Genomic DNA, 15,532 nt, shown 5'->3' with positions numbered 1-15,532 from the left:
GTGTGGACGCACGACTCGATCGGACTCGGCGAAGACGGCCCCACACACCAGCCCGTCGAGCACCTCTCCAGCCTACGAGCCATTCCGGACCTGGCCGTCGTGCGCCCGGCCGACGCCAACGAGACCGCTGCGGCCTGGAAAGCGATCCTGGAGAACCCCCACGGACCCGCCGGCCTGGCGCTGACCCGCCAAGGGGTGCCGACGCTGGAAAGCACGGACCCGCAGGGTGTCGCCCGCGGCGGTTACGTGCTCGCCGAGGCCTCCTCCGGCAGTCCCGAGGTGCTGCTGATCGCGACCGGATCCGAAGTGCAGCTGGCCGTGGCGGCCAGGAAGTCCCTGGAAGCCGAAGGAATCCCGACGCGCGTGGTGTCCATGCCGTGCGTGGAGTGGTTCGAGGCGCAGGACGTGACCTACCGCCGATCCGTGCTGCCCCCGTCGGTGCGGGCGAGGGTCGCGGTCGAGGCGGGCATCGCCCAGCCGTGGCACCGCTTCGTCGGTGACGCCGGCGAAATCGTCTCCCTGGAGCACTTCGGCGCCTCGGCCGACTACCAGAGGCTGTACACCGAGTTCGGCATCACGGCCGAGGCGGTCACCGAGGCCGCGCGACGCTCCGTGAGCACCGTGCGGCCGGGCTGACGCCCGAGCGCGGTGATCGCGCCGCGAACATCAACCCATTCACCGCGAAGGACAAGGCCCGTGCGCATCTACATAGGCTCCGATCATGCCGGACTCGAGCTCAAGACCTACCTCGCCAAGAAGCTCTCCGACGTCGGCCACGAGGTGACCGACGTCGGCCCGTCCGCCTACGACGCCGAGGATGACTACCCACCGTTCTGCATCGACGCGGCTCGTCGCGTCGTGGCCGACGAGGGCAGTCTCGGCATCGTCGTCGGCGGTTCCGGGAACGGGGAGCAGATCGCCGCGAACAAGGTCCCCGGCGCCCGCGCCGCGCTGATCTGGAACGTCCACATCGCCCGGCTTGCCCGCCAGCACAACAACGCGCTGCTGGCCGCCATCGGCTCCCGGATGCACACGCTCACCGAGGCCGAGCGCATCGTCCACGCGTTCCTCACCACGGAGTTCGAAGGCGGCCGCCACCAGCGCAGGATCGACCAGCTGTCGCACTACGAGTGCTCCGGGGAGCCGCCCGCGCTGCCGACCGGCTGATCGTGGACGCGGTGGTGTTCGCACGACGGTCAGCAGCAGAAGGCGAAGCGCGGAGGCGGTGTGAAACCGCCTCCGCGCTTCCTCGTTCACCGGCCCAGCACCGGATGGCCGAGCGGCAATCCCCGTCCTCCTGTCGCCACCGACATGACGTGGAAGAACAAGTAGCAGCCCAGAGCGGCGAAGGTGAAGACCACGTACCCGCCGACGGCCTTCAACTCCGTCGATCCCTGCAGCGTCGCGACGAGGACGATGACGAGGGCAGCGGCGATCAACCCGAAGAGCAAGGTGTACGCGGCTGGAAGGCGCAGCGTCGCCAGGGTCAGCAACGCAACCGTGACGAACCACGAAGTCAGGAAAAGACCTTGGGTGGCGGTTGCGCTCTCAGACGGCACCCCGAACCAGTCGTGGGTCAATCCGAGCACGAGGAATCCGTAGCTGAGCCAGAACCCGGAGAAGATTCCGAAGATGGACGCCACCGCGCTCTGGCCGATGCCGGCCGCCCACACCGCGGCGACGAGTTGTCCGATCCCGGTGGCGGCGAGGATGATCGCCACCGGTGCTCCGACCGCTGCGGCAGGCACGTAGCCGACGAGGGTCATTCCGAGGGCGATCGAGCCGACGATGAAGGTGGGAACGCCGATCAGTGCGGGGTCACCGGTCAGAGGACCTGGTGTCGGCTCGGGATCTTGGTTCACGGGCGTTTCGCGGTCAGTTGTCGCTGCTTCCGATGCGGTCACGATCCGCTCCTTTGCGGTTTTCGGGTGCGCGATTTCGCGGCGCCGCCGCAGAGCCGGATTGACATCGCCGACTTCGCGTGGACGACGGCCGCTGACGGGAAGTTCTCGGGAATCCCCGAGATTCTCCAGATGGGAATGCTCCCGCTTGAAACATGCCACGTCTCAGTCGTTTCGGACAATGAGTTGGGAACGAGTGGAACCCGAATCAGCACGAAGGGATTCCTACCGGACCCGAACGGCGGTCGGTCGTCCTCGACATTTGCGCGGCGAAGAATTCCGTCCCTTTTCGCGACCTCATGGCCTCTGCCCGTCCGATTTCTGTTGACGCGATTCAGGTTCGGGTCGAGCTACCACCGGGGCAGATCAGCGAACGAGCCTTCCCAGCAGCGCGGACGAGACCCCGGCCATGGCCGCTGCGGCGGCCACCAGCACCGCGAAGTCCAGAGCCAGGTTCGCGGGCGTACCGATGAGCAGGCCGCGCAGAGCATCGACCTCGTAGCTCAGCGGGTTGACGGCGTTGACCACCCGCAACCAGTGCGGCATCAGATCGACCGGGTAGAGCGCGCTCGAACCGAAGAACAACGGCATGGTGATCGCCTGCCCGAGGCCCAGCAAGCGATCCCGGGACAGCACCAGGCCCGCGATGGTGAGCGACAAGCAGCAGAAGAACACCGATGCGAGCACCACGACCGCGCACATGGCCAGCAACCGCACGGGGTTCGCCGTGATCTCGACGCCCAGCAGGACGGCGAGCACGAGCACCGCCAGAGCCTGGACCAGGGCGCGCACACCGGCCGCGAACGCCTTGCCGCTCACGATCGCGATCCGCGGCGTGGGCGTGACCAGCAGTTTGGCGAGGATCCCGGCATCCCGCTCCCAGATGATCTGAATGCCGAAGAAGATCGCGATGAACAGCGCGGACTGGGCGACGATGCCCGGTGCGAGGTAGTCCAGGTACCGCACTCCCCCGGTCTGGAACGCGGGTGTCCGGCTGAACGTCGTGCCGAAGACCACCAGCCACAGCGCCGGTTGAACCGCCCTCGTCAGCAGCTCGGTCCGGTCGTGCCGCAGCTTCTGCAGCTCCACCAGGCACATCGTCGTGATCCGCGACCACATCAAGCGCACCGGTCCGCACCGCACGTGATCAACCGCCACGACGTGCGTCCCGTCGGGCAGCGCGGACCTGGCGCATCCCCTCCCCCGCATCACCGGCGAGCGTGCCGCCGGTGACCGCGCGGAACGCGTCCTCCAACGTCGCCTCCGGGCCCACAGCGGCGCGGAGTTCCTGCGGCGCCCCTTCGCTCCGGATCCGGCCGCGGTGCATGAAGGCCACCCGGTCGCACCGCCTGTCGGCCTCCTCCATGTAGTGCGTGGTGATCAGGACCGTCATCCCCGTCGTGGCGCGCATTCGCTCGATGTGCTCCCACACGCCCGCTCGCGCGACGGGGTCGAGCCCCACCGTCGGCTCATCGAGCACGAGCAGGCGGGGCTCGCTGACCAGTGCCTGCGCCAGCTCGAGGCGTCGGATCAAACCGCCGGAGTAGGTGCTCGCCGTTCGCCCCGCAACCTCCTCCAGCCCGACCGCTCGCAGCGCCGTCTCCACCGCGGACCGCCGTTGCGCTCGGGGAACGTCGAAGAGCCGCGCGAACAGAGCGACGTTCTCCCGGCCGGTCAGCGCCGAATCCGCTGAGAGCTGCTGCGGAACGTAACCGATCAACCTGCGGACGGCGAGCTTGTGCAGGTTCACGTCCACTCCGAAGATCTCGACGGCTCCCGTCGGCACCCGCAGCAGCGTCGAGATCATTCGAATCGTGGTCGTCTTCCCGGCTCCGTTCGGACCCAGCAAGCCGAAGACAGTGCCTGGTTCGACTCTCAGGTCCACGCCGTCGACCGCTGCGGTGCGCCCGAAGCGGTAGCGCAGACCGTTGCAGCGCACAGCGGGTTCGCTCGTCATCATTCCTCCTGCCGACCGACCGGAGACCTCGGCAGAACGGACCGGGCGCGGGATCTTCGGATCACGAGCGGGTTTCCGGCCGACGCGGCATTGCCGACGCCGGTTGGACGATCGACCGCAAGCGCATCACGCGGCGAAACCGCCGTGATCGGAAAGCGACCAGTAGCGAAGCGCTCGGGTCCCCTTCCGGGTGATCACCACCCGGTGACCTCGCGGCGCGAACAGATCGCGCGTCTCGATATCGATCAGATCCGCAACCCACAGATCGTGGAGCGCCTGACGCAGCTCATCGGTCATCGGACTGACCACTCCAGGAACCCACGAGTATCCGACTTCGGAATCGCGGAATCCGTTGTGGAAGCAGATACTTCCCCGGCTCACGGAATCCAAGGCCGTCAGCCGGAGGGCGGTGGATGTTGCACGGGACATCACCCGGTCACCTGTTGTGCGGGCGCTGGGAATTTCCGACATCAGATCTCCCTCCTCGCGTTGACCGCGCCCGAGCAGTGGGTGGAGGACCGAACACCGTCGCCCTGACGGATCGGAATTCAGCGCCATTGCAATTCGCGCGCGAAGAGGAGCGTATTCGGCTTTTCGGAATTCCCGCAACGCATGTTCCACCGGTGGCCCGGAATCAGCGCTGAGCGGTCCGTGAGGCCCCACGAGAGGGGCCGTCTCCTGTGGACCGCTCAGCGCCCATCGGTCAGTAGCCTCGGCTGATCCACTCATCGAGATGCGGTCGTTCAGCGCCGATGGTCGTGGTCGCTCCGTGTCCGGGGAGGACGGACCGGGAGTCGGGCAGGTGGAAGAGCTTGTCCCGGATGGAGCGGATGATGAGGTGGAAGTCCGAATAGGACCGGCCGGTCGCACCCGGGCCCCCGGCGAAGAGGGTGTCCCCGGTGAAGACCACGTCCAGGGCCGGAACGTCGAAGCACACCGCCCCCGGCGCGTGCCCAGGGGTGTGCAGGACGTGCAGGACGACGCCGGCGACATCGATCTCCTGGCCGTCCACCAGGTGGCCTGCCGGCTCTCGGCTCCCGTGGGCCTGCCGCCACAGCACGAGATCGTCAGCGTGCAACAACACGGGCGCACCCGTGGCCTCCGCGAGAGCGGGGGCGACCCGGACGTGGTCGTCGTGGGCATGGGTGGCCAGGATCGCGACGAGGCGGCGTCCGGCGACCACCCTCCGGATCGCTGCTGCGTCATGGGGAGCATCGATGACGACGCACTCGTCGTCATCACCGAGCACCCACACGTTGTTGTCCACCTCGAAGGTCTGACCGTCAAGCGAGAACGTGCCGGAGGTGGTCGTGCGATCGATGCGGGCGTCCATCAGAACACCACCACCGATCGCAGCACCTCGCCGCGCTCCATCTTCACGAACGCCTCCTCGACCTGGTCGAGCGCGATCTCCTCGGTGACGAACTTCTCCAGCGGCAGCCGCCCCTGGAGGTACAGGTCCGCCAGCACGGGGAAGTCGCGGCTCGGCAGGCAATCGCCGTACCACGAGGACTTGATGGCGCCACCGCGCGCGAACACGTCGATCAACGGGAGCCGGAGCTCCAACTCCGGTGTCGGAACGCCGACCAAGACCGCGGTGCCGGCGAGGTCGCGCGCGTAGAACGCTTGCTGGAAGGTCTCCGGGCGCCCCACCGCGTCGATCACGACGTCCGCACCGTGTCCCCCGGTCAACGACTTGATCCCGGAAACCGCGTCGACCTCCAAGGCGTTCACGGCGTGCGTCGCACCGAACTCCTCGGCCCACTTCAACTTCGTCGGGTCCGTGTCGACCGCGATGATGCGCGAAGCCCCGGCCAGTCGAGCGCCCATGATCGAACCGTCACCGACGCCACCGCAACCGATCACCGCCACCGAATCCCCGCGGGAGACCTGCGCGGTGTTGATCGCAGCACCGACACCCGCCATGACGCCGCAACCCAGCAGGGAGACCACGGCCGGCCGAGCCGCCGGGTCCACCTTCGTGCACTGACCGGCGTGGACCAGCGTGCGTTCGCTGAAAGCACCGATGCCCAGCGCCGGAGACAGGACCGTACCGTCACCCATCACCATCGGCTGCTCGGCTTTGCCGGTGTCGAAGCAGTACCAGGGCCGCCCTCGCGAGCAAGCGCGGCAGGTGCCGCACACGGCGCGCCAGTTCAGCACGACGAAGTCGTTCTCCCCCACCTCGGTCACTCCCGGCCCCGTGGCTTCGACGACGCCCGCGGCCTCGTGCCCGAGCAGGAACGGGAAGTCGTCGCCGATCCCGCCCTCGCGGTAGTGCAGATCCGTGTGGCACACCCCGCAGGCCTGCACCCGCACCAGAACCTCACCCGGCCCTGGCTCCGGAATCCCGATCGACACCACCTCGACCGGCTGCCCCCGACCGGATGCCACCACCGCACGCGACTTGATCACCAAGAGTCCCTTCGACGAACGCTTCTCACACGGCAGCGCTTCCCGCGCCGCACCGGAGTTCGGCCCGGTGCGGGAGGTGGTCCGCGGGTCCACCCCTGCACCGTGGCCGGGCACGGGGCGGTCTCAGCGCCCGGCGAGCCGCGAACAGCTTGTCCGCCCACTCCTGTGCGGACAAGCTCTGCGGAACCAGTGGAGTTCAACTCGGCACGGGTGGTTTCCCGCGCGGTACGAACGGAAGCCTCACGGCATCACGTGCTGCCCCTCGACGGGACCGAGGTCTCACACCCCCAGAAGCCGTCGGAGTTCCGGGGCGTGACGCCGCGAAACGGGTACGAGTTCGGGCGAACGGGGGTCCGTGATCAGGACGAGCTCGCCCTTGATGCCTCGCTCCACCTCGACCACCCGTCGGAGGTTGACCAGGAAGCGCCGATGCACGCGGTAAAAGCCGAAGCTCGTCAGCGCCGCCTCCACGTTGTCCACACCACGGGTGGCGGCCTGGACCCTTCCGCGGTCCGTGCTCAACCACACGGTGCTCCGGTCGGCCTCGGCATACCGGATCTCCGCCGGGGAGAGCAGCACCAGCCGATCGTCGCGAACGCCGATGACGCGCGGGGGCATCGAGTGGACCGGCGGGCCCGGTTCGCCGCGGTACGGCTCACCTTCCTGCACCCCGAGCGCGCACAGAACGCCCACCACGTGATTCGATTCGACGACGGGCCGCATGGTCATCGGAATCGCAGCTTCGCCCGGGCATGCGGGCAGACTCGCGAAACCGCTCCACTGCGCGGATTCCAGCGCCCGGTCCATCGCCCATCGAGCGACGTCGAGAAGCCCGGGAATGTTCGGGTTCCAGCGGTCTGACGGTTCGAGCGCGCCTGAGGCGATGGGGTTGTCGTCCGCCAGCTTGAGCATCGACACGGCTGCGTCGTTGGCGGCGATCACGTTCCCGCCGCGGTCCATCGCCATGAGCGGACCGGTTCTCTGGGCGCGCTTGCGGTGGAACTCGGCCAGCACCTTCTCCGCTTCGGCGATGGCGTTCTGGTAGATGCCGTGTTCGACGCACGCGGCGGCTTTCGTCAGCCAGGCCGAGACGTGCTGGGACAGCGGCGCGTTCAGACGCGAGATGTTGATCGACGCGACCGGCGCCCCGGTCACCACGTCCCGCACGGAAATGCCCGCGCACGACCACTGGTTGAAGCTCTCGCACCAGTGCTCCGGACCGATCACCGTCACCGGTCCGGGCACTTCGAGCGATGTCCCCATCCCGTTCGTGCCGGTGCACTGCTCCGACCACGAGGACCGCGGAGCGAGGTTGTTCAGATCGGCTTGCCGCCGCGCGGAAGGATCGCCCCACACTCCGAGGACGCGCCCACAGCCATCCGTCACCGTGACCACGCCGCTGTCCCGTTCCACCTCCCGGCCGGCCAGCGCGCCGAGGCCTCCCAGCGCCGTGAAGAACACGCGGCTGTCGAGACGAGCGTCGTTCTCGCCCGTCGCCCCCGGCGCGACGTCCAGCGTGCGGTCCACTTCGTACCGATCTCGGCATCGGTACCACGAAGCCAGGATCTCAGGCCGGACGCCCTTCACGATGTCTTCGCCGGCGGCGAACCTCTCCCGCGCACGAGCGACACTTCTGGCTGTGGACGTGGGTCCCAGCGCGTTCCCCACGTGATCATGACCCCTGGACGCGCTCGATGCGATCGCCAGAGGCGGCAAACTCACGGTCACCCCGACCTCCTAGTCGCTCGGGCACACGGGCATCCCCGAACTGCCGCGAAGTGACGGAGGCCACAACATAGCTTCCGAGGTGCGGCACTTCAAGTGCATGCCTTCCGCTCCGGCGGGAGCAGCGGAACGGGGCAGCGGTGCCGCAACAGCGAATGGCGATGCGCTTCGAGCTTGAACGGTAGGTCCCACCGTGTGAACGGCATGAACGACCGGGTCGGCGGTTCACACTTCCAGCGGGGGTTCGGCAGGCGTAAAATTGATCGTCGGCAGGAATTCGGGCAATCAACCCCCAATCGATTCGAATCGCCGGCACCCCTTTCCGATCACTCCTGATTTCCGCTCTCCGCGGGCAACGGCGGAACGATTTCGGCAGTTCGCCTGGTCCGGAATCGAATTGGGGATCATCGGCGAGCGCGTCTCACGAACCGACGGCGCACCGGCAGTCGGGCACTGCCTCGACACAGCGCCCATGACCTGCAGGAGCACGCATGATCGGTGAGATCACCGCAACGTCCGTCCGGCACGAGCCCCTCATCGCGCGCTACCGAGGACTGATCTGCGATCTCGACGGTGTGGTGTACCGCGGCGCCACGGCTGTTCCGGACGCGGTCGAGACCTTGAACCGACTGACAGCCGACGGCGTACCGGTCGTGTTCGCGACCAACAACGCCTCCCGCCCCCCGGAGGACGTGGGCGATCACCTCCGCGGGCTCGGCGTCGTGAGCGAGGGCTGGTCGGTGGTCACCAGTTCCCAGGCGGCCGCGGCCCACCTCGCGCAGCACCTGGACCGAGGAACTCGCGTGTGCGCGGTGGGAGGGCCCGGCATCGCTCGCGCGCTCACAGAAGCCGGGTTGACCCCGGTGCGGGCAGCGGAGCTGGGTGAGGAGCCGGTCGAGGCGGTCGTCCAGGGGCTGGGATTCGACGTCACCTGGCGCGAGCTGGCGGCGGTCGGATACCTCGTCCAAGCCGGAGCGACCTGGGTGGCCACGAACCTCGACCCCACCCTGCCCACCCCGCACGGGAACGCCCCCGGCAACGGCGTGCTGGTCGCGGCGGTGCAGGCGGCGGCCGGCACATCGCCGCACGTGGTCGGCAAACCGCGGGCAGCTCTGCTGGACCTGGCCCGCTCCCGGCTGGGCACTTGCCGGCCTGAGACGCTGGTGTGCGGGGACAGGTTGGACACCGACATCGAGGGCGCGAACGCGGCCGGGCTCGATTCATTGTTCGTCCTGAGCGGATCTTCGCGGCTCCGGGACCTGGTGTTCGCCGCTCGGTCCGAGCGGCCGACGTACGTCGCCGCCGATCTGGCCGGACTGCTCACGGCCGGACTGCCGCTGGGCACCACCGAATCCGGCGATCGCATCGGCATCACGCCCGACGCCGTCCTTCGCGCGGAGAACGATGCCGACAACGGGGAACTGCTGCGGTCCGTGGTCGCCGCAGCGTGGGCCGCGCTCGACAGCGGTCGTGCGGTCCCCGACGACAGCGGCCTGTGGAGCGAGGTCGAACACAAGCTCGGACTGGTCCCCCAGCTCGAACCGCGAAAAATAACCTGATCCGGCAACAACATCAATGAATCTCGCACGAACGGCTTCCTGACATTGACGACTGGTATTCAACCTGCAATTAACGGCAATCCTTGCCCGTAGAAGAATTCATATGTAATGTTCAATTCGCGTTTGCCGGATGACTGCACACAAGTCACTTAGCTGAACGGTGTTTCGATGCTTGAGACGCTTGCCCTCGGATTCTTCCTGAGCCTGGACAACTTCAGATCGTCGATTGCCATCGGGACGATCCCGTTCAAATTCCGTCGCGCCCTCCAGATAGCCGTCGTGTTCGGCATCTGGGACACCGTGGCACCGCTGATCGGCGGCGTGCTCGGCCACTACATCGGCTCGGCCATGGGCGAGGTCGCCGACTACGCGGGGCCTGCGCTGCTGGGCGTGTACGGCTTGTACCTCCTGATCGGAGCGATTCGGAAGCCCGCGCCGGAAGAGATCGACCAGCCGTGGGTGACCCTGTTCGGCATGCCCCTCACGTTGAGCGTGGACAACCTGCTCGCCGGTACGGGACTGGGGATTCTCGGATTCGCTCCGCTGGTCTCCGCCCTGGTGTTCGGAGCCATCACCGCCGTGATGTCACTGGCCGGGTTGTGCATCGGACGATTCGTCACGCGCTTGATCCCAGTCCGGACCGACCTGCTGAGCGGAATCTCGCTCATCACCGCAGCAATCGTCCTGCCGATCGTGTCCTCATGACAAGCGAGCCCCACCTCCACAATGGATGATGGCTGGGTGTCCTTGCGGCGCCTCGGTTTCGGTGATGACGAGCTGCGTTCCTGCCTGGCGCGACTCGTAATGCCTTCCTGTGAAGCGGAAGTCTCCGAAACCGAGGAGTTGGGTGCCGACAGGGAGTCACGACCCCTGTGTCGCACTGTCCCCCACTCTCTTCAACTTGGTTGCGTCAGACCTTCACGGCATCGTCACCCACATGATCGAAACCGCGATCCGCTTTGCGTGAAGATCACCGGAATCCGTCGTCGATGTCCCGGTGTCCCGAAGATTCAGCATCGTCGGGTCGAGTGCGCATGGATCGGAAGAACTTTCAGTCCTGCTGACGAACGCGGAAGTTGGTCAGCGCATGGCAGGAAGGAGCCCTACCTCCGCGAGCGCGCCGGACCGACGTAGCGGGCGGGTTCGGCGGGGCGCTCGCGCTGTTCGGCGTAGAGGCGGCTGGCGTGCTCGACGAGGGTGATCAGCACTTCCTTCGCCGAGTTCTTGTCCCTGGCATCGCAGAGAATGACGGGAATTCCCGGATCCAGGTCGAGCGCCGCGGACACGGTGCTGACGTCGTAGCTGCGGGAGCCGTCGAAGTGGTTCACAGCGACGATGAACGGGATCTCCCGGCGCTCGAAGTAGTCGACGGCGGCGAAGCAGTCCCGCAGCCTGCGGGTGTCGGCGAGGACCACCGCACCGAGCGCCCCTTGGGCGATGTCGTCCCAGAAGAACCAGAAGCGGTCCTGGCCGGGCGTGCCGAAGAGGTAGAGCGCGAAGCGGTCCCGCAGCGTGATCTTGCCGAAGTCCAGCGCGACCGTGGTGGTGGTCTTCTGCTCCACGCCGTCGGTCCGGTCGACCTCGACGCTCGCCTCGGTGAGCTTCTCCTCGGTGCGCAGCGGCTGGATCTCGCTGACGGTGCCGACCATGGTGGTCTTGCCGACGCCGAAACCGCCTGCGATGAGGATCTTCAGCGCCATCGGGCCGGTCGGCGAGTGGGTGCGGGAGTCAGAGCGCGCGGAGACCATCGATTACCTCTCTGAGGATGTGCTCGCTCGGCAGCTCGTGGGCCGGGGTCGGGCGTTCGACCTGGATGTGTCCGGCTTCGACGAGGTCGGCGAGCAGTACGCGGACGACGCTCAGCGGCAGGTCCGAGCGGGCCGAGATCTCCGCGACCGGTGTCGGGCGTTCCCGGCACAGGTCGAGGATCCCCGCCTGCTCGGGGGTGAGCGTCATGTCCTTTTCCGGTGTGGTGCGGGCGGCGACGAGCGCGATGACGTCCAGGTTGGTGTGCTGGGGCCTCGCGCGTCCGCGCGTCAGCGCGAACAGCCGCACCATCGGGCCGGCCTCGTCGTCGAACCAGCGCTGATCCGCTCTGTTCACGTCCGGGCCCCCGCGTCACACATCGCGCGCGCGTTCGGCGGTGAACATGTGCTCGCCGACCTGGTTGATCAGTCGCGCCATCTCGTAGGCGATGAAGCCGATGTCGGCGCCGGAGTCGGCGAACACCGTCAGGCACGTGCCGCCGCCGGCCGCCACCACGAACAGGTAACCGCCGTCCATCTCGATCATGGTCTGGCGCACCGAACCGGCGTCGAAGTGCCTGCTCGTGCCCTTCGCCAGGCTCTGCAGCGCGGAGGCCACCGCTGCCAGGTGCTCGGACTCCTCGTCGCTGATCGACGCCGATGCGGCCATGGCCAGGCCGTCGTTGGAGAGCAGCAGCGCGACCCGGACCATCGGCACCTTGGTGGCCAAGTCGTCCAGGAGCCAGCTCAGCTCCCTGGTTTGCTCAGTCGCATACATCTCGTGCATCCCCTCGTGTCAGTCGTCGGCGCGGTCGCCTCGGCCGCGGGCGAAACCCTCCTGGAGGGCCGACATCATCGAGCGCGCCGTCTCGGGCGACACCCCTCCGCCGAACGGCGCCGGTCCTTCCTCCGCGCTGCCGCGGGAATCCACCGCCTTCAGGCCCGGCGCCAGGTTCTCCTGGCGCTTGCGGCGGGGAAGACCCGCGATCTCGTCCTCGTCGAGCCGGCCTTCGATCCTCGGCGGAACGTCCACCGCGTGGTCAGCGGGCGCTGTTTCGACCACGTCCGGTGGTGTCCATTCGGGCTTCGGGCGACGCTCCGGAAGCCTGGTCGCCACCGCCTTCATCGGGACGGGCTCCGGCTCCGGCTCCGGGAACGCCTCGACGGGTCGGATCGAGTCCACCGTGGACTCGGCGTCCCGCACCGGGTTGACCAGGATCGCCGATGGGATCAGCACCACCGCCGTCGTACCGCCGTAGGGGGAGCGCCGCAGCGACACCTGGATGCCCTGGCGGTGCGCCAGCCGGCTCACCACGAACAGGCCGAGCTGGCCGCTGTCGAACAGCTCCAGCCGGTGAGCCTCCTGGACCCGCTGGTTCGCCTCGGCCATCCGGTCCGGTGCCATGCCCAGGCCGCGGTCCTCGATCTCCACCACGAAACCGGAGCCGACGGGCTCACCGTGCACCAGCACCGTGGCGTCCGGCGGAGAGAAGCCCGTGGCGTTCTCCACCAGCTCCGAGAAGAGGTGCGTCACGTCCGACACCGCCGAGCCCAGCACCGACAGCTCCTGCGGCAGCCGGCGCATCTCCACCCGCGTGTAGTCCTCGACCTCGGAGACCGCGGACCGGATCACGTCCATCAGCGGCACCGGGGTGCGCCACGCGCGGCCCGGGGTCGCGCCGGACATGATGATCAGGCTCTCGGCGTGGCGGCGCATGCGGGTGGCCAGGTGGTCGATGCGGAAGAGGTCTTCGAGGTCGCTCTCGCTCTCGGTGCGACGCTCCATCGCGTCCAGCAGCCCCAGCTGCCGGTGCACCAGCGCCTGGTTCCGCCGCGCGAGGTTGACGAAGACGCCGGAGACACCGGTGAGCAGCTCGGCGCGTTCGGCGGCAGCCTGCATGGCCGAGTGCTGCACGGCGTTGATCGCCTCGCCCACCTGGCCGACCTCGCCATCACCAGGGGTGATCACCGGAACAGCGGTGGAGACGTCGATCTTCTCCCCCGCGCGCAGCCGCCGCATCGCCTCCGGCAGCTGCTCATCGGCCAGCTCCATCGCCGAGTTCCGGAGACCGACCAGCTCGATCACCATGCCGCGTCCGATGCGCACCGAGATCGCCAGCGCCAGCAGCACGGCGACGAGACCGGCGACGACCGTCCAGATCGCGTTGGTGCGCACCGACGCGCTCGCCGCCTCCGCCGCGGCCGCGCTCGCCAGCTGCGCCCGGTCCCCTCCGGCCTCCATCGCCTGGGTCACCTGGTCGACCGCGTCGCCCCACTGGTTCGGCGGAATGGTGCCGAGGGCGGCCGGATCGGCGCTGAGCAGCCGGGCCTGCATCTCCGACAGCGCGCGGTAGCCGTCGCTGCGGGTGAGCTGCTGATAGGCGTCCTGGTCCGCGCTCGACAACTCCGGCAGCAGGTCATCGGTCAGGACCCGCTGGCCTCCCAGCGCTTCGGCGAAGGCCGCGTGCTGCTCGGGACTGATCCGCGCGGCCGCGAACGCCGATGTCGCCGCGGCGTCCTGCCGCTCGACCATCTCCTCGACCCGGCCGATGCCCAGCACCAGTCGCGCACCCTCGGCGGCCTCACCTCGTTGGACGCCGGTGATCCGCTCCTCGATGGAGAAGACGTCGTCGATCGCGCGCGTGTAGGCGCGGTAGGTGGAGTTCCAGTCGGTGTTCCCCGCCAGCACCGCCTCGTGCTGGGGCCGCAGCCGCTCCAGGTCGTCGTTGAGCACGTCGACGCGTCCTCGCAACTCCGGCGCGAGGTTCGCGATGTTGGCGCTGGCCTGCTGGACCGCGGTCTGCAACGCCGCTGCGGCCGAGGAGGTCTGCTCGTGCAGCGACGTGAGTTCGGAGGTGGAACCGGGGGCGGCGAGGTGCCTGCCCACGGCTTCGCGCTCGGCCTGCAGGCGTTCCACCACGTCGTGCATCGGCGCGGACAGGCTGCGGTCGAGTTGCTCGGCCTGGTGCAGCGACCACGCGTCCTGCACGGCGGTCACCGTGGTCAGCGACCACAGCGCCATCAGCGACACGACGGGCACCGCGAGCAGTGCGACGGTTTTGGCCCGCACCGTCTTCGGGCGCAGCAGTTTCGGAAGGGCGGGAGCGCGAAGTCTCGCCCGGGAATGGTCCGGCTTCGAGTGTGCCGGTTTTGCAGACATGCTCAGGCCTCCATCCCGAAATGGAGAATCCGGGAATGAGATGTGCGGGTCCGCCCGCTACCAGCGGAATGTGGCGCGGCGGAAAACTTGGCGAACGGGTGTTATCCGGAGAGGGGCTGGTGTTCCTCAGCCGCTTCCTCGGGTCTGGCGGGGTTCTTCCGGCGCGAATTCGATCCGGGCACGTTCGGTGAGATCGCGACGAACGCCGAGGACAGGAACAGGTACGTCCCCAGCAGCACGGTCAGCGGGAAGATGAACGACATCGGCGTCGCACCGGGCAGTTCCGAATGGATCGCGTGCGCTCCCGAGTGGAGTTCGACGTGCACCGCGGCCATTCCGGTGTAGTGCATGAGGCTCACCGCGATGCCCATCACCAACGACGCGCCGAACGCGGCGAGGGAACCCCGCACGGTCAGCGTCGCCCAGAGCGCGGCGGTGGCCGCGACGACCGCGATGAGCACGGAAAGCGCGACGGTCAGCAGGTCGTAGTGGATCGAGCCGGACATCCGCATCGCCGACATCCCGACGTAGTGCATGACGGCGACGCCGATCCCCGTGATCACGCCACCACCGAGCACCGCAGGCGTCTTGCTGCGGCTGTAGCTGACCACGAAAACCCCGATGCCGACCACGATGACGGCCACGACCAGGCTCAACACGGTCAACGGCACGTCGTAGCGGATGTCGGTCCCGGTGACGCTGAAGCCCAGCATCGCGATGAAGTGCATCGTCCAGATCCCGGTACCGATCGCGAACGCGCCGTTGATCAGCCAGCTGCGCCGCGCACGCCCCGTCGTCCCCAGGGCCCGGACCATGCAGCGCAGCCCGAGCCCGGCGCCGACGCACGCCATCACGTACGACAGCACCGGCGTCAACCAGCCGAAACCGAACTCGGTCATCGAGCCTATTTGACCCATGATTCCCTAATGTGTGTAGGCAGCACTCGTCAAAAAAGAAGCGACCCACGAAGCCCCGACTGGCCGTTCACAACGGCAGCGACCATACACACGTGATCGAAACGTGACAACCATACTCAAAAGTAGGTTGGATAGCGTGATTGAATGCGAACA

16 protein-coding genes are annotated in these 15,532 nt (G+C 67.9%); 4 read left to right on the top strand and 12 right to left on the bottom strand.

All coding sequences use genetic code 11. From position 1 onward, the window contains the following. Nucleotides 1-636, top strand: a 636-nt coding sequence (locus AB0J91_RS28475; protein ID WP_363874847.1) for a transketolase C-terminal domain-containing protein, incomplete at its 5' end; no start/stop codon positions are given. A gap of 60 nt (nt 637-696) precedes the next feature. After that, nucleotides 697-1,167, top strand: a complete 471-nt coding sequence (locus tag AB0J91_RS28470; RefSeq protein WP_363874844.1) for a ribose-5-phosphate isomerase — start codon at nt 697-699, stop codon at nt 1,165-1,167. A gap of 86 nt (nt 1,168-1,253) precedes the next feature. On the opposite strand, the gene AB0J91_RS28465 is transcribed toward AB0J91_RS28470, so the two are convergent. The 7 genes from AB0J91_RS28465 to AB0J91_RS28435 all read right to left on the bottom strand — a co-directional run bounded on the left by AB0J91_RS28465 (nt 1,254) and on the right by AB0J91_RS28435 (nt 7,800). Continuing rightward, nucleotides 1,254-2,063 (bottom strand): GPR1/FUN34/YaaH family transporter, encoded by an 810-nt coding sequence (locus tag AB0J91_RS28465; protein ID WP_363874841.1) that lies wholly within the window; start codon nt 2,061-2,063, stop codon nt 1,254-1,256. Nucleotides 2,064-2,267: 204 nt separating this feature from the next. Beyond that, complete coding sequence (locus AB0J91_RS28460) at nt 2,268-3,020, bottom strand: ABC transporter permease (protein WP_363874838.1); 753 nt, start codon at nt 3,018-3,020, stop codon at nt 2,268-2,270. A 28-nt stretch (nt 3,021-3,048) separates the two neighbouring features. Further along, nucleotides 3,049-3,858 carry an ATP-binding cassette domain-containing protein gene (locus AB0J91_RS28455; RefSeq protein ID WP_363874835.1) on the bottom strand — a complete coding sequence of 270 codons (810 nt, stop codon included), beginning with the start codon at nt 3,856-3,858 and terminating at the stop codon, nt 3,049-3,051. Nucleotides 3,859-3,984: 126 nt separating this feature from the next. Next, entirely contained in the window at nt 3,985-4,155 is a 171-nt protein-coding gene (locus AB0J91_RS28450) for a hypothetical protein (RefSeq protein WP_363791086.1), read from the bottom strand. Nucleotides 4,156-4,561: 406 nt separating this feature from the next. Continuing rightward, nucleotides 4,562-5,191, bottom strand: coding sequence for an MBL fold metallo-hydrolase (locus tag AB0J91_RS28445; RefSeq protein WP_363874832.1), 630 nt, complete (start codon nt 5,189-5,191; stop codon nt 4,562-4,564). Beyond that, nucleotides 5,191-6,276, bottom strand: coding sequence for an S-(hydroxymethyl)mycothiol dehydrogenase (locus AB0J91_RS28440; RefSeq protein WP_363874850.1), 1,086 nt, complete (start codon nt 6,274-6,276; stop codon nt 5,191-5,193). The genes AB0J91_RS28445 and AB0J91_RS28440 overlap by 1 nt, the downstream gene beginning before the upstream one ends. Before the next feature lie 276 nt (nt 6,277-6,552). Further along, nucleotides 6,553-7,800 (bottom strand): LytTR family transcriptional regulator DNA-binding domain-containing protein, encoded by a 1,248-nt coding sequence (locus tag AB0J91_RS28435; RefSeq protein WP_363874829.1) that lies wholly within the window; start codon nt 7,798-7,800, stop codon nt 6,553-6,555. Between the two features lie 689 nt (nt 7,801-8,489). Here AB0J91_RS28435 and AB0J91_RS28430 point away from each other — a divergent pair. Both AB0J91_RS28430 and AB0J91_RS28425 read left to right on the top strand, forming a co-directional pair. Then, a complete protein-coding gene (locus tag AB0J91_RS28430; protein WP_363874826.1) occupies nt 8,490-9,557 on the top strand; it encodes an HAD-IIA family hydrolase in 1,068 nt (355 codons plus the stop codon). Between the two features lie 168 nt (nt 9,558-9,725). Further along, nucleotides 9,726-10,262, top strand: a complete 537-nt coding sequence (locus AB0J91_RS28425) for a manganese efflux pump (protein ID WP_363874823.1) — start codon at nt 9,726-9,728, stop codon at nt 10,260-10,262. A 398-nt stretch (nt 10,263-10,660) separates the two neighbouring features. Here the strand turns inward: AB0J91_RS28425 and AB0J91_RS28420 are convergent, their stop codons facing one another. The 5 genes from AB0J91_RS28420 to AB0J91_RS28400 form a co-directional block, all read right to left on the bottom strand. Then, nucleotides 10,661-11,305 (bottom strand): ATP/GTP-binding protein, encoded by a 645-nt coding sequence (locus AB0J91_RS28420; RefSeq protein ID WP_363874820.1) that lies wholly within the window; start codon nt 11,303-11,305, stop codon nt 10,661-10,663. After that, a complete protein-coding gene (locus tag AB0J91_RS28415; RefSeq protein WP_363791069.1) occupies nt 11,286-11,660 on the bottom strand; it encodes a DUF742 domain-containing protein in 375 nt (124 codons plus the stop codon). The genes AB0J91_RS28420 and AB0J91_RS28415 overlap by 20 nt, the downstream gene beginning before the upstream one ends. 15 nt (nt 11,661-11,675) lie before the next feature. After that, nucleotides 11,676-12,080: a roadblock/LC7 domain-containing protein gene (locus tag AB0J91_RS28410; protein ID WP_363874817.1), complete on the bottom strand. Its 405-nt coding sequence runs from the start codon at nt 12,078-12,080 to the stop codon at nt 11,676-11,678. Nucleotides 12,081-12,098: 18 nt separating this feature from the next. Further along, a complete protein-coding gene (locus tag AB0J91_RS28405) occupies nt 12,099-14,462 on the bottom strand; it encodes a nitrate- and nitrite sensing domain-containing protein (protein WP_363874814.1) in 2,364 nt (787 codons plus the stop codon). 101 nt (nt 14,463-14,563) lie between these two features. Then, nucleotides 14,564-15,361 (bottom strand): MHYT domain-containing protein, encoded by a 798-nt coding sequence (locus AB0J91_RS28400; RefSeq protein WP_363874811.1) that lies wholly within the window; start codon nt 15,359-15,361, stop codon nt 14,564-14,566. Nucleotides 15,362-15,532: the final 171 nt, after the last annotated feature.

The organism is Saccharopolyspora sp. NPDC049357, assembly GCF_040677225.1.
GTDB lineage: Bacteria > Actinomycetota > Actinomycetes > Mycobacteriales > Pseudonocardiaceae > Saccharopolyspora.
Note: the sequence above shows the minus strand (reverse complement) of the source record. Positions and strands in the feature narration are given on the sequence as shown.

Bases quoted from the DNA above. Each gene is read 5' to 3' on its own strand.
- AB0J91_RS28460 (WP_363874838.1), bottom strand. From the start codon at position 3,020: ATGTGGTCGCGGATCACGACGATGTGCCTGGTGGAGCTGCAGAAGCTG.
- AB0J91_RS28455 (WP_363874835.1), bottom strand. From the start codon at position 3,858: ATGACGAGCGAACCCGCTGTGCGCTGCAACGGTCTGCGCTACCGCTTC.
- AB0J91_RS28450 (WP_363791086.1), bottom strand. From the start codon at position 4,155: ATGACCGATGAGCTGCGTCAGGCGCTCCACGATCTGTGGGTTGCGGAT.
- AB0J91_RS28445 (WP_363874832.1), bottom strand. From the start codon at position 5,191: ATGGACGCCCGCATCGATCGCACGACCACCTCCGGCACGTTCTCGCTT.
- AB0J91_RS28430 (WP_363874826.1), top strand. From the start codon at position 8,490: ATGATCGGTGAGATCACCGCAACGTCCGTCCGGCACGAGCCCCTCATC.
- AB0J91_RS28425 (WP_363874823.1), top strand. From the start codon at position 9,726: ATGCTTGAGACGCTTGCCCTCGGATTCTTCCTGAGCCTGGACAACTTC.
- AB0J91_RS28420 (WP_363874820.1), bottom strand. From the start codon at position 11,305: ATGGTCTCCGCGCGCTCTGACTCCCGCACCCACTCGCCGACCGGCCCG.
- AB0J91_RS28410 (WP_363874817.1), bottom strand. From the start codon at position 12,080: ATGTATGCGACTGAGCAAACCAGGGAGCTGAGCTGGCTCCTGGACGAC.
- AB0J91_RS28405 (WP_363874814.1), bottom strand. From the start codon at position 14,462: ATGTCTGCAAAACCGGCACACTCGAAGCCGGACCATTCCCGGGCGAGA.
- AB0J91_RS28400 (WP_363874811.1), bottom strand. From the start codon at position 15,361: ATGACCGAGTTCGGTTTCGGCTGGTTGACGCCGGTGCTGTCGTACGTG.